Consider the following 12,562-nt stretch of genomic DNA (forward strand, 5'->3'; position numbering starts at 1 on the left):
AGGCCCTGCGACGGCTCCTACGCCGTGCCCCCGACGGTGATTCGGTCGATGCGCAGCGTCGGTTGGCCGACGCCCACGGGGACGCTCTGCCCTTCCTTGCCGCAGACGCCGACGCCGGTGTCGAGCCGCATGTCGTTGCCGATCGCCGAAACGCGGGTCAGCGCGTCGGGGCCGTTGCCGATCAGCGTCGCGCCCTTGACCGGGTACTGGATCTTGCCGTTCTCGACCCAGAACGCCTCGCTCGCAGAGAACACGAACTTGCCGCTCGTGATGTCGACCTGGCCGCCGCCGAAGTTGGTGGCGTAGAGGCCGCGCTTGAGGCCGGCGACGATCTCTTCCTTGGTCTTGTCGCCGCCGAGCATGTAGGTGTTGGTCATGCGCGGCATCGGCACCGCCGCATAGCTCTCGCGCCGGCCGTTGCCGGTGGGCTTGACCTTCCTCAGCCGCGCGTTCATCGAGTCCTGGATGTAGCCCTTCAGGATGCCGTCCTCGATGAGCACGTTCTTCTGCGTCGCGTTGCCTTCGTCGTCGATGTTGAGCGAGCCGCGCCGGTCGGGGAGGGTGCCGTCGTCGAGCACGGTGACGCCGCGGGCGGCGACGCGCTGGCCGATGCGGCCGGTGAAGGCGCTCGCGCCCTTGCGGTTGAAGTCGCCCTCGAGGCCGTGGCCGATGGCCTCGTGCAGCAGCACCCCGGGCCAGCCGGGGCCGAGGACGATGCTCATCTCGCCGGCCTTCGCGGGCCGCGATTCGAGGTTGGTGAGGGCGGCGGTGACGGCGCTGTCGACGTAGCCGGCGATCACGTCGTCCTGGAAGTAGCCCAGGCCGAAGCGGCCGCCGCCGCCGCCGCTGCCCGACTCGCGGCGCACGGCGCCGTCGATGGTCTGCTCGGCGATGACGCTGAGCGACAGCCGCACCAGTGGCCGGACGTCGGCGGCGAAGGTGCCGTCGGCGCGCGCGACGAGGATCACGTCGTACTCGCTGGCGAGGCCCGCCATCACCTGGACGATGCGCGGGTCCTTGGCGCGGGCGAGCTTTTCCACCTTCTCGAGCAGCGCCACCTTCTGCGTGCTGTCGAGGGTGGCGATCGGGTCCATCGGCGCGTAGAGAAGGCGGCTGCCCGCCAGCGAGCGGGCACCGAAGACCTTGACGCGGCGGCTCTGGCCGGCGGCGGCGATGGTGCGCACCGTCCGCGCCGCATCGAGCAGGGCGGCCTCGGAGATGTCGTCGGAGTAGGCGAACGCGGTCTTCTCGCCGGCGACGGCGCGCACGCCGACGCCCTGGTCGATGCCGAAGCTGCCGCTCTTGACGATGCCTTCCTCCAGGCTCCAGCCCTCGCTGCGCGTGTACTGGAAGTAGAGGTCGGCGTCGTCGATGCGGTGCGTGGCGATCGTCGCCAGCGCCGCCGCCAGCTTGCTCTCGTCGAGACCGAAGGGCTCGAGGAGGAGCGCTCGGGCAATCGCCAGCCGTTCGATCGTGGGTTCGCGGGAGATCATGCGTGGGTGTCCGGTGAGAGGCTTCGATTGTAGAAGGGGGTCATTCCTGAGCCTTCGCAAGGTCGTCGGCAACGGCGGCCTTCAGCTGGAGTGCGCGGGCGTAGAGCAGGTTGCGCGGCGCGCCGCCGATCTCGGCGGCCAGCATGACCGCCTGCTTCAGGGGCAACGCGTCCAGCAACGGGCGCAGGACCGCGTCGTGCGCGTCCTCGACGGCTGCGGGCGCGGTCGCGGCCAGGGCGTGCAGGACGAGCACGAACTCGCCGCGGGCCCGGTTCGGGTCGGCAGCCAGCCACGGCGACAGCTCGCGACAGGCCAGCGTCGCCACCGTCTCGAACTGCTTGGTCAGCTCGCGGCAGATCGTCGCCGCCCGCTGCGGGCAGGCCTGGCCCAGCGCCGCGGCCAGCGCCTCGATGCGGTGTGGCGCCTCGAACAGCACCTGGGTCGCCGCGGCACGGGCAACCTTGTCGAGCCGGCGCGTCCGGTCCGCACCCTTGGCGGGCAGGAAGCCGACGAAGACGAAGCCGTCGGCGTCGCGGTCGCCGGCGACCGCGAGCGCGGCGAGGGCGCTGCTCGGGCCGGGGATCGGCACGACCCGGTACCCCGCCGCGGCGACGACGGCCACCAGGCCCGCACCCGGGTCGCTCACCGCGGGCGTCCCGGCATCGCTGACGTAGGCGACGCGCTCGCCGCGGCCGAGCCGGGCGAGCACGGCGTCGCTGGCGGCGCGCTCGTTGTGCTCGTGCAGGGCGAGCAGGGCCTTGTCGAGACCGAAGTGGCGCAGCAGGGCGGCGCTGTGCCGGGTGTCCTCGCAGGCGACGGCATCGACGAGTGCCAGCACGTGCAGGGCGCGCAGGCTCAGGTCGGCGAGGTTGCCGATCGGCGTCGCGACGACATAGAGCGTCGCCGCGGGATACTGCTGGCCACCGGCAGCCAGCTGCGCCGCCGCCACGAGCTTCGATCCATCCACCCCTTGCGCCCTTCCGTGCACGGCCTCCGGTGACGACGATCCGACCTTCGACGACGACGAAGGCGCTCGGCGATGCGGCCGAGGCGCGCGCCCTGGCACACCTCGCCGGCCAAGGACTGGTGCTGGTGCAGCGCAATTATCGGGTCGCGCGCGGGCCGCGCCTGCGCGGCGGCGAGGTCGACCTGGTGATGCGCGAGCCGGACGGAACGCTGGTCTTCGTCGAGGTGCGGGCGCGCCGCGACGCGCGCCATGGCGGCGCCGCGGCGAGCGTCGGGGCCGCGAAGCAGCAGCGCCTGGTCCTCGCCGCGCGCCACTTCCTGCGCCACCTGGCGGCACCGCCGCCATGCCGGTTCGACGTCGTGGCGGTCGACGGCGACAGGATCGAGTGGCTGCGGGCGGCCTTCGACGCCGGCTGAGATGGCCAGTGGCAGCCATCGACGCCTGCCACTGAACCTTTGCCGCGGGAGCGCTGTCATATGATCCGTGACTATGCTCGAGCAACGAATCCAGCAGCAGTTTTTCGACAGCGCCGACCTCAAGTACGCGGCCGCGGAAGTGCTCAGCAAGCCGATCGCCGACGCCGTCAGCGCCCTCGTCGGCAGCATCACCGGAGGCGGCAAGGTGCTCGCGTGCGGTAACGGCGGCTCGGCCGCCGATGCCCAGCATTTCGCCGCCGAGTTCGTCGGCCGCTTCGAGCGCGAACGGCCCGGCCTGGCCGCCATCGCCCTCACCGTCGACACCTCGATCCTCACCGCCGTCGGCAACGACTATGGCTACGAGGTCATCTTCGCCAAGCAGGTCCAGGCGCTCGGCGCCCCGGGCGACGTGCTGCTCGCCATCACCACGAGCGGCAACTCGGCCAACGTCCTCGCCGCGGTGAGCGCCGCGAAGGCCAAGGACATGACGGTCGTCGCGCTGACCGGCAACACAGGCGGCAGGATGCGCGAGTTGCTCACCGAGACCGACGTCCACATCTGCGTGCCGCACGAGCGGACCGCCCGTATCCAGGAAGTGCACCTGCTGGTGCTGCATTGCCTGTGCGACGCGGTCGACCTGCAACTGCTCGGCGAACAGGAGAACACATGAGCCTTCCTTCGCGGCTGCGGTCGCGCTCGGTGGCGGCCGCGGTACTGGCCGCCACCGCCGTGCTGGCCGGCTGCGCGCCGCTGCTCATCGGCGGTGCCGTCGTCGGCGGCGCGCTCGTCGCCACCGACCGCCGCACCTCCGGCTCGCTGGTCGACGACGAGATCATCGAGCTGAAGGGGAAAAGCCGTGCCGGCGAGGCCCTCGGCGATCGCGGCACCGTCACGCCCACCAGCTACAACCGCATCGTCCTGCTCACCGGCGAGGTGCCGACCGAGGCCGACAAGGCCCTGGCCGAGCGGGTCATCGCCCGCATCGACAACGTGCAGTCGGTGGTGAACGAGGTGACGGTGGGGCCCATGAACACCTTCGGCGAGCGCAGCCGCGACGTCTTCGTCGCCGCCAAGGTCAAGGCCAGCATCGTCGACGCCAAGGACCTGTTCGCGAACTCGATCAAGGTCGTCGTCCATCGCGGCACCGTGTACCTGATGGGCCGCGTCACCGAGCGCGAGGCGGTCCGCGCCAGCGAGGTGGCGCGCGGCGTCACGGGCGTGAACAAGGTCGTCCGCGTGTTCGAGATCCTGACCGAGGCCGAGCTCGCGAACCGGGCGCCGCGCAGCGCCGCCCGCGCGGCCAGCGCGCCCTGATCACGGCGCCGCGACGGCCCTATGAGCGCAGGCGCTTGATCAGGCTGGAGGTGTCGTCGCGGCGGCCGCCCTGCGCCTGCAGGTCGGCGTAGAACTGGTCGACGAGCGCGGTCACCGGCAGCCGGGCACCGTTGCGGCGCGCCTCGTCGAGGGCCATGCCGAGGTCCTTGCGCATCCAGTCGACGGCGAAGCCGAAGTCGAACCGGTTCTCGATCATGGTGGGGCCCCGGTTGTCCATCTGCCAGCTCTGCGCCGCGCCCTTTCCGATGACCTCGAGCACCGCCTTCATGTCGAGGCCCGCGCGCTCGCCGAAGGCGATCGCCTCCGACAGGCCCTGGACGAGCCCGCCGATGGCGATCTGGTTGACCATCTTGGCGAGCTGGCCCGAGCCGCTCGGGCCGAGCAGCGTCACCGCCTTGGCGAAGGCCATCGCCACCGGCTTCGCCTCGGCGAAGGCGGCCGCGTCGCCGCCGCACATGACGGTCAGCGCGCCGTTGATCGCGCCGAGGTTGCCGCCGGAGACGGGTGCATCGATGAAGCGCAGGCCGCGGCGATCGCCTTCGGCGGCTAGCTCGCGGGCGACTTGCGCCGAGGCCGTCGTGTGGTCGACGAAAAGGGCGCCTGCCCGCATGCCGGCATAGGCCCCGGAGTCGCCCAGCACCACCGAGCGCAGGTCGTCGTCGTTGCCGACGCAGGCGAAGACGATCTCCGCGCCCTCGGCGGCTGCGGCCGGCGTGGGCGCGTTGGCGCCGCCGTGCTCGGCGACCCATTCGGCCGACTTCTTCGCCGTCCGGTTGAAGACCGTCACCCGGTGCCCGGCCCGGGCCAGGTGGCCGGCCATCGGGTAGCCCATCACGCCGAGGCCGAGGAAGGCGACGCTGCGCGGGGGAACGGATTCGTACTGCTTGGTGCTCATGGCTCACAGCATAACGGCCTCCGAGGAGGCCGTTAACGAGGCAGGAGCGGGGGCCGTCGCGGCCGGGCCCTCAGACGATGTGCATGTGCTCGGTGCCGGCCGTGAGATCGCTGTTGCGGGCCCGCTGGCTGTGCAGCTTGATCTGCAGGCGCAGGTCGTTCACCGAATCCGCGTTGCGCAGGGCGTCCTCGAAGGTCACGGTCTGGCTCTCGTAGAGGTCGAACAGGCTCTGGTCGAAGGTCTGCATGCCGAGCTCGCGCGAGCGCTTCATGATCTCCTTGATCTCGGCCACCTCGCCCTTGAAGATCAGGTCGGAGATCAGCGGCGTGTTGAGCATGATCTCGACCGCGGCGACCCGGCCCTTGCCTTCCTGGCGCGGCAGCAGGCGCTGCGAGACGAGCCCCTTGAGGTTCAGCGAGAGGTCCATCAGCAGCTGGGCGCGCCGCTCTTCCGGGAAGAAGTTGATGATCCGGTCGAGCGCCTGGTTGGCGCTGTTGGCGTGCAGCGTCGCCAGGCAGAGGTGGCCGGTCTCGGCGAAGGCGACGGCGTGCTCCATCGTCTGGCGGTCGCGGATCTCGCCCATCAGGATCACGTCGGGCGCCTGGCGCAGCGTGTTCTTCAGCGCGATGCCCCAGTCGTCGGTGTCGATGCCGACCTCGCGCTGCGTGATGATGCAGTTCTTGTGCGGGTGGACGAACTCGACCGGGTCCTCGATGGTGATGATGTGGCCGAACGAGTTCTCGTTGCGCCAGTCGACGATCGCCGCCAGCGAGGTGCTCTTGCCCGAGCCCGTCGCGCCGACGAAGATCACCAGGCCGCGCTTGCTCATCGCCACGTCCTTGAGCACGTGCGGCAGGTTCATGCTGTCGACCGTCGGCAGCACCTGCGGGATGGTCCGCATGACGAGGCCGACGTGGCCCTGCTGCACGAAGGCATTGACGCGGAAGCGCCCGATGCCCTGCGGCGCGACCGCGAAGTTGCACTCCTTGGTGCGCTCGAACTCCGCCGCCTGCTTGTCGTTCATGATCGACCGCGTCAGGGCCAGCGTGTGCTGGCTGGTCAGCGGCTGCGGCGAGACCTTGGTGACCTTGCCGTCGACCTTGATCGCGGGTGGAAAGTCGGCGGTGAGGAAGAGGTCGGAGCCGTTGCGCGACACCATCAGCCGCAGCAGGTCGTTGACGAACTTGGATGCCTGGTCGCGTTCCATGAGTGCCCCTGGTTCAGCCCGGGAAGTTCTCGGGGAACTTCGCCTTGGCGCGCGCTTCCGCGGGGGAAACGATGTTGCGACGGACGAGGTCGGCCAGGTTCTGGTCGAGCGTCTGCATGCCGATGTTGTTGCCGGTCTGGATCGACGAGTACATCTGGGCGACCTTGTTCTCGCGGATGAGGTTGCGGATCGCCGCCGTGCCCAGCATGATCTCGTGCGCCGCGACCCGGCCCGAGCCGTCCTTGGTCTTGCAGAGCGTCTGCGAGATGACGCCGATCAGCGACTCGGACAGCATGGCGCGGACCATTTCCTTCTCGGCCGCCGGGAAGACGTCGACGATGCGGTCGACCGTCTTCGCGGCGCTCGAGGTGTGCAGCGTGCCGAAGACCAGGTGGCCGGTTTCCGCGGCGGTGAGGGCGAGGCGGATCGTCTCCAGGTCGCGCATCTCGCCGACCAGGATGCAGTCCGGGTCCTCGCGCAGCGCCGAGCGCAGCGCATTGGCGAACGACAGCGTGTGCGGGCCGACCTCGCGCTGGTTGATCAGGCACTTTTTCGACTCGTGCACGAACTCGATCGGGTCCTCGACGGTGAGGATATGGCCGAACTCGTTCTCGTTGAGGTGGTTGACCATCGCCGCCAGCGTCGTCGACTTGCCCGAGCCGGTCGGGCCGGTGCAGAGCACCATGCCGCGCGGCTTCATCGACAGCTCGGCGAAGACCGGCGGGCAGTTCAGCTGCTCGAGCGTGAGGATCTTCGACGGGATGGTCCGGAACACGGCGCCGGCGCCGCGGTTCTGGTTGAAGGCGTTGACGCGAAAGCGCGCCAGGCCCTGGATCTCGAACGAGAAATCGCACTCGAGCGTCTCTTCGTAGTTCTTTCGCTGCGAGTCGTTCATGATGTCGTACACCATCTCGTGCACCTGCTTGTGCTCGAGGGGGTCGACATTGATGCGGCGCACGTCGCCGTGGACGCGGATCATCGGCGGCAGGCCTGCGGAGAGGTGCAGGTCCGATGCCTTGTTCTTGACTGAAAACGCCAGCAGTTGGGTGATGTCCATGGGTCTTCAGGGAGTGGCCGACGGGGCCGCGACGGACGCGAGGTCGGGATATCCCCGCAGCGGAGTGGGGCAATGATCGCAGACAAGCTCGCCCAAGTGAACGCGCGCATTGCAAGCGCTTGTGCGGCCGCCCGACGCCCCGTGCAAAGCGTCACGTTGCTTGCCGTGAGCAAGACGTTTCCCGCCGCCGACGTCCGTGAAGCCTGCACGGCGGGCCAGTTCCGCTTCGGCGAGAACTACGTGCAGGAAGGGCTCGACAAGATCGCCGCGCTGGCGGACCTGCGCGACAGGCTCGAGTGGCACCTGATCGGGCCGCTGCAGGGCAACAAGACACGGGTCGTCGCCGAAAGCTTCGACTGGGTCCATTCCATCGATCGGCTGAAGATCGCCGAGCGCCTCAGCGCACAGCGGCCGTCGGGCTTGCCGCCGTTGTCGGTGTGCGTGCAGGTCAACATCAGCGGCGAAGCGAGCAAGGGCGGCGTCGCACCCGCCGAGGTGCCGGCGCTCGCCCGCGCCGTAGCGAACCTGCCCCGGCTCCGGCTGCGTGGCCTGATGGCCATTCCGGAGCCGGCCGCTCCCGGCGACCCCGAAGGGCAGCGCCGGCCTCATCGCGAGCTGCACGCGCTGCTGCAGCGCCTGCGCGGCGAGGGCCTGCCCCTCGACACGATGTCGGCCGGCATGAGCGACGATCTCGAGGCGGCGATCGCCGAAGGTGCGACGCTGGTCCGCATCGGCGGCGCCATCTTCGGACTGCGGGTCTAGAACCTCCGGAACGCTCTTCCATGCACGAGACGACACCCTTCCCGCCGGCGCGTCGCCGCCTTCCCGCTCCCTGCCGCCCCGAAGCCGAGGTCGTCGCCCAGCTGCGCGCGGCCGCTGCGTCCGCCATCGACTGGCCCGGCGTCGTCGCGATGGCCGGGCCCTGGGTGCGTGCCGTGCGCGACCGGCCAGCGCCGTTCTGGGCCCTCGAGTCGCTCCTGCAGGAGTACCCGATCTCGAGCCGCGAGGGGCTGGCCCTGATGCGACTGGCCGAGGCGCTGCTGCGGGTGCCCGACACCGAGACGGCGATCGCCCTGACCGCCGACCAGCTCGGCCGTGCCGACTTCGGCGCTGCGAAGGGCGATGCCGCCACCGCGCCGCGCGCCGCATCGCCGCACCCGCTGATGGCCACCCTGTCGGCCAGCGCGATCGCTTTGTCGAAGCGCTTCCTGCCCGATGCCGAAGCCGACACCGGGCTGTTGCGCCGCCTCGGTGCGCAGACGGTGGTCGCGGCGACGGTCAGGGCGATCCAGCTTCTCGGCCGCCAGTTCGTCCTCGGCCGTTCGATCGGCGAAGCGCTCGGCGAGGCTTCCGACGCGCGCCGCCGCCAGCCGCGCCTCGTGTTCAGCTACGACATGCTCGGCGAAGGTGCCCGCACCGAGAACGATGCGCGGCGCTACCTGGCCTCGTACCTCGACGCCGTCCGCGCCATCGCCGCCGCACGTGGGTCGAGCACGCCGGGCGGGCCGGCCGCCGGCGACGGCATCTCGATCAAGCTGTCGGCCCTCTTCTCGCGCTATGAAGAAGCGCAGCGCGAGCGCGTGTTCGCCGAGCTGGTGCCGAGGGTGCGCCAGCTCATCGAGCTCGCGGCCGCCGCGGACCTGAACTTGACGATCGACGCCGAGGAAAGCGACCGCCTCGAGCTCTCGCTCGACCTGTTCGAGGTCCTGGCCCAGGGCATCGCCGCGACGAGCCCGCAGTGGCGCGGCTTCGGCCTGGCCGTGCAGGCCTATCAGACGCGCGCGCTCGCGGTCGTCGACGAGGTGGCGCGCATCGGCCGGGTGCACGGCCTGCGCTTCATGGTCCGCCTGGTCAAAGGCGCGTACTGGGACGGCGAGATCAAGCGCGCCCAAGAGCTCGGCCTGGCCGGCTACCCGGTCTTCACCGAGAAGGCGCACACCGACGTCTCCTACCTTGCCTGCGCCGCTGCCTTGGTCGGCCACGCCGACGTGATCCGGCCGCAGTTCGCGACGCACAACGCCGGAACGATCGCCGCCATCCTGCAGATGGCCCGGGCCAGCGGCGCGCCGTTCGAGATGCAGCGCCTGCACGGCATGGGCGAGGCGGTGTACCGGGAGGTCGGCGACGTCCCGCTGCGCATCTATGCGCCGGTGGGCGAGCACCGCGACCTGCTCGCCTACCTGGTTCGCCGCCTGCTCGAGAACGGCGCCAACTCCTCGTTCGTGCACCAGCTGTCGGACCCGAGCATCGACGTCGAGGCGCTGCTGGCATCGCCCTTGCGCGCGTCGGCGCCCAGCCCGCCCCTGCCGCTGCCGGTTGACCTGTACCGAAGCGCCGGCGGCGGCAGGCGCAACTCGGTCGGCGTCGACCTCGCCGACGTGGCCCAGCGCGAGCCGGTCGAGCGTGCCGTCGCCGCGACCCGTCTCGAAGCCGTGGCCGAGGCGACCGCAAGCGACGTGCGCGCCGCCGTCGGGCGGGCGCGGTCGGCGTTCCCCGCCTGGGATGCCAGGCCTGTCGGCGCACGCGCGGCTGTGCTCCGTGCCGCCGCCGACGCGCTCGAGGCGCGCCTCGCCGAGTTCTGCGGCCTGCTCGTCGTCGAGGCCGGCAAGACGATGGGCGACGCCGTCGCCGAGGTCCGTGAGGCGGTCGACTTCTGCCGCTACTACGCCGACGAAGCCGAGCGCGCCTTGCGGCCGACGGCGCTGCCCGGGCCGACCGGCGAGAGCAACGAGCTGCGCCTGCACGGCCGCGGTGTCTTCGCCTGCATCAGCCCGTGGAATTTCCCGCTCGCCATCTTCGGCGGCCAGGTCGTCGCCGCGCTGGTGACCGGCAACGCGGTCGTCGCCAAGCCGGCCGAGCAGACGCCGGCGGTCGCCGCCCGCCTGGTCGGCCTGCTGCACGACGCGGGCGTGCCGGACGACGCGCTGGCGCTCGTCCACGGCGCCGGGGAGACGGTCGGCGCGGCGCTGGTCGCCGACGAGCGGATCGGCGGCGTCTGCTTCACCGGCTCGCTGCCGGTGGCGCAGGCGATCAACCGGGTCCTTGCCGCGCGCGCGGGCGCCATCGTGCCGCTCATCGCCGAGACGGGCGGGGTCAACGCGATGATCGTCGACCCGAGCGCGCTGCCGGAGCAGGTCGTCGATGCCGTGGTGCAGAGCGCGTTCCGCTCGGCCGGTCAGCGCTGCTCGGCGCTGCGACTCCTCTGCGTGCACGAGGGCGTCGCCGAGCCGGTGCTGGAGATGGTTCGCGGCGCCCTGGCCGAGCTGGCGGTCGGCGACACCGGGCGCTTCTCCACCGACGTCGGGCCGCTCATCGACGCCGAGGCGCAGGCGACCGTCGCTGCCGCGGTGCAACGGCTGCGCCAGAAAGCCAGGTTGATCGGCGAAGCAGCCGGGCCACGTGAAGCGAGAGCCGGCGCCCACTTCCTCGCGCCGGTGGCATTCGAGCTCGTCGCCGTCGAGGACGTCGAAGGCGAGGTCTTCGGCCCGGTCCTCCACGTCGTCCGCTGGCGGGGCGACGCCGACGCCCTGATGCAGCGGATCAATGCCCTGGGCTACGGGCTGACGCTCGGCATCCAGACGCGCATCGACAGCCGGGCCCTGCGCCTCGCCGCCGAGGCCCGGATCGGCAACGTCTACGTCAACCGCAACATGATTGGCGCCGCCGTCGGCGTCCAGCCGTTCGGCGGCGAGGGGTTGTCCGGCACCGGCCCGAAGGCCGGCGGGCCGCACTACCTGCCGCGCTTCTGCAGCGAGCAGGTGCTGACCATCAACACCGCCGCCGCCGGCGGCAACGCCACCCTCCTCGCCGGTGGTTCCTGAGCCGCCCCGCAGGCGGCGGTGCGTAAACTGCGCCGATGCGAACGACCGCGTTCATCGGCGGCGGCAACATGGCCAGCGCCTTGGTCGGCGGGCTGCTCGCCTCGGGTCATGCGCCGGCGTCCGTCCTGATCGTCGAGCCCGACGCGGACCGGCGCCGCTGGCTGCGCGAGCGCTTCGCGGTCGAGCCGCGCGGGGGCGCCGACGCCTCGCTGGCCGCTGCCGACGTCGTCGTCTGGGCGGTCAAGCCGCAGCTGTTCCGCGCCGCCGCCGCGCCGTGTGCGCCGCACGTCGGCCAGGCGCTGCAGCTGAGCGTGATGGCCGGCGTGCGCAGCGACGCGATCGCGGCGGCCACGGCTTGCGAGCGCGTGGTGCGCGCCATGCCGAACACGCCGGCGTTGATCGGCCAGGGCATCGCCGGCCTGTTCGCGCGCCTGGCAGTGGCCGAGGTCGACCGGCGCCGCGTCGAAGCCCTGCTGAAGCCGACCGGCGAGACGATTTGGTTCGAGCGCGAGGAAGCGCTCGACGCGGTCACTGCGCTGTCGGGCTCCGGGCCGGCGTACGTGTTCTACGTCATCGAGGCGATGGTCCGGGCCGGCACCGCGATGGGCCTGGGTACCGACGACGCGCGCCGGCTGGCCGTCGGCACCGTCGTCGGCGCGTCCGCATTGGCCGCGGCCTCGGCCGAGCCGGTCGAGACGCTGCGCCGCAACGTCACCTCGCCCGGCGGCACCACGCACGCGGCCATCAGCGAGCTCGAGCGCAGCGGCGTCGGTGCCGCCTTCATCGCCGCCATCGAGGCAGCGCGGCAGCGGGCGCGCGAGCTCGGCGACGAGTTCGGCCCGCCATGACTTTCCCCAGGAAGGACACGCCATGAGCTACCTCTCCTACCTGTCGCCCACCGGCACCAGCCCGTGGCACACCTACCTGTCGCAGGTCGAGCGCGTCCAGCCCTACCTCGGCCGGCTCGGACGCTGGTCGGAGACGCTGAAGCGGCCGAAGCGGGCGCTGATCGTCGACGTCCCGATCGAGATGGACGACGGCAGCGTCGCCCACTTCGAAGGCTTCCGGGTCCAGCACAACCTGTCGCGCGGGCCCGGCAAGGGCGGCGTCCGCTACCACCCGGACGTGACACTCGAGGAGGTGATGGCGCTGGCCGCCTGGATGACGGTCAAGTGCGCCGCCGTCAACCTGCCCTACGGCGGCGCCAAGGGCGGCATCCGCGTCGACCCCAAGCGGCTGTCGCTGAAGGAGCTGGAGCGGATGACGCGCCGCTACACGAGCGAGATCGGCATCATCATCGGCCCGCAGCGCGACATCCCGGCGCCCGACGTGAACACCAACGGCCAGATCATGGCCTGGATGATGGACACG

Annotated in this window: 12 protein-coding genes; 7 read left to right on the top strand and 5 right to left on the bottom strand. The window is 71.2% G+C overall.

All coding sequences use genetic code 11. From position 1 onward, the window contains the following. Positions 1–17: 17 nt before the first annotated feature. Both tldD and rsmI read right to left on the bottom strand, forming a co-directional pair. On the bottom strand, positions 18–1,493 hold the full coding sequence (gene tldD, locus AC30N0_RS08825) for a metalloprotease TldD (RefSeq protein ID WP_489517552.1): 1,476 nt from the start codon (positions 1,491–1,493) through the stop codon (positions 18–20). A gap of 40 nt (positions 1,494–1,533) precedes the next feature. Further along, positions 1,534–2,460: a 16S rRNA (cytidine(1402)-2'-O)-methyltransferase gene (rsmI, locus tag AC30N0_RS08830; RefSeq protein ID WP_489517553.1), complete on the bottom strand. Its 927-nt coding sequence runs from the start codon at positions 2,458–2,460 to the stop codon at positions 1,534–1,536. A 29-nt stretch (positions 2,461–2,489) separates the two neighbouring features. Between rsmI and AC30N0_RS08835 the strand changes: the two genes are divergently transcribed. From AC30N0_RS08835 to AC30N0_RS08845, 3 genes are all read left to right on the top strand, one after another. After that, the gene (locus tag AC30N0_RS08835) at positions 2,490–2,876 is read left to right on the top strand and encodes a YraN family protein (RefSeq protein WP_489517554.1); all 387 of its coding nucleotides are present in this window, start codon (positions 2,490–2,492) and stop codon (positions 2,874–2,876) included. A gap of 73 nt (positions 2,877–2,949) precedes the next feature. After that, positions 2,950–3,546 (top strand): phosphoheptose isomerase, encoded by a 597-nt coding sequence (locus AC30N0_RS08840; protein WP_489517555.1) that lies wholly within the window; start codon positions 2,950–2,952, stop codon positions 3,544–3,546. Beyond that, complete coding sequence (locus AC30N0_RS08845; protein WP_489517556.1) at positions 3,543–4,190, top strand: BON domain-containing protein; 648 nt, start codon at positions 3,543–3,545, stop codon at positions 4,188–4,190. Before AC30N0_RS08840 ends, AC30N0_RS08845 begins: the two co-directional genes overlap by 4 nt. A gap of 19 nt (positions 4,191–4,209) precedes the next feature. On the opposite strand, the gene AC30N0_RS08850 is transcribed toward AC30N0_RS08845, so the two are convergent. The 3 genes from AC30N0_RS08850 to AC30N0_RS08860 form a co-directional block, all read right to left on the bottom strand. After that, positions 4,210–5,106 carry an NAD(P)-dependent oxidoreductase gene (locus tag AC30N0_RS08850; RefSeq protein ID WP_489517557.1) on the bottom strand — a complete coding sequence of 299 codons (897 nt, stop codon included), beginning with the start codon at positions 5,104–5,106 and terminating at the stop codon, positions 4,210–4,212. Between the two features lie 70 nt (positions 5,107–5,176). Beyond that, a complete protein-coding gene (locus AC30N0_RS08855; RefSeq protein ID WP_489517558.1) occupies positions 5,177–6,313 on the bottom strand; it encodes a PilT/PilU family type 4a pilus ATPase in 1,137 nt (378 codons plus the stop codon). A 13-nt stretch (positions 6,314–6,326) separates the two neighbouring features. Beyond that, the gene (locus tag AC30N0_RS08860) at positions 6,327–7,370 is read right to left on the bottom strand and encodes a type IV pilus twitching motility protein PilT (protein ID WP_489517559.1); all 1,044 of its coding nucleotides are present in this window, start codon (positions 7,368–7,370) and stop codon (positions 6,327–6,329) included. Between the two features lie 72 nt (positions 7,371–7,442). On the opposite strand from AC30N0_RS08860, the gene AC30N0_RS08865 reads away from it, so the two are divergent. From AC30N0_RS08865 to AC30N0_RS08880, 4 genes are all read left to right on the top strand, one after another. Further along, positions 7,443–8,132, top strand: coding sequence for a YggS family pyridoxal phosphate-dependent enzyme (locus tag AC30N0_RS08865; protein WP_489517560.1), 690 nt, complete (start codon positions 7,443–7,445; stop codon positions 8,130–8,132). A 20-nt stretch (positions 8,133–8,152) separates the two neighbouring features. After that, positions 8,153–11,191 carry an L-glutamate gamma-semialdehyde dehydrogenase gene (locus AC30N0_RS08870; RefSeq protein ID WP_489517561.1) on the top strand — a complete coding sequence of 1,013 codons (3,039 nt, stop codon included), beginning with the start codon at positions 8,153–8,155 and terminating at the stop codon, positions 11,189–11,191. Between the two features lie 35 nt (positions 11,192–11,226). After that, positions 11,227–12,039, top strand: a complete 813-nt coding sequence (gene proC, locus AC30N0_RS08875) for a pyrroline-5-carboxylate reductase (RefSeq protein WP_489517562.1) — start codon at positions 11,227–11,229, stop codon at positions 12,037–12,039. Positions 12,040–12,061: 22 nt separating this feature from the next. Continuing rightward, positions 12,062–12,562 (top strand): Glu/Leu/Phe/Val family dehydrogenase (locus AC30N0_RS08880; protein WP_489517563.1); only part of this gene is annotated, 501 nt, incomplete at its 3' end.

The organism is Rhizobacter sp. (genome assembly GCF_031412495.1).
GTDB lineage: Bacteria > Pseudomonadota > Gammaproteobacteria > Burkholderiales > Burkholderiaceae_C > Schlegelella_A.

Coding starts and splice junctions, on each gene's coding strand:
- AC30N0_RS08860 (WP_489517559.1), bottom strand. CDS start 7,370: ATGGACATCACCCAACTGCTGGCGTTTTCAGTCAAGAACAAGGCATCG.
- AC30N0_RS08855 (WP_489517558.1), bottom strand. CDS start 6,313: ATGGAACGCGACCAGGCATCCAAGTTCGTCAACGACCTGCTGCGGCTG.
- AC30N0_RS08865 (WP_489517560.1), top strand. CDS start 7,443: ATGATCGCAGACAAGCTCGCCCAAGTGAACGCGCGCATTGCAAGCGCT.
- AC30N0_RS08870 (WP_489517561.1), top strand. CDS start 8,153: ATGCACGAGACGACACCCTTCCCGCCGGCGCGTCGCCGCCTTCCCGCT.
- AC30N0_RS08850 (WP_489517557.1), bottom strand. CDS start 5,106: ATGAGCACCAAGCAGTACGAATCCGTTCCCCCGCGCAGCGTCGCCTTC.
- tldD (WP_489517552.1), bottom strand. CDS start 1,493: ATGATCTCCCGCGAACCCACGATCGAACGGCTGGCGATTGCCCGAGCG.
- AC30N0_RS08845 (WP_489517556.1), top strand. CDS start 3,543: ATGAGCCTTCCTTCGCGGCTGCGGTCGCGCTCGGTGGCGGCCGCGGTA.
- proC (WP_489517562.1), top strand. CDS start 11,227: ATGCGAACGACCGCGTTCATCGGCGGCGGCAACATGGCCAGCGCCTTG.
- AC30N0_RS08840 (WP_489517555.1), top strand. CDS start 2,950: ATGCTCGAGCAACGAATCCAGCAGCAGTTTTTCGACAGCGCCGACCTC.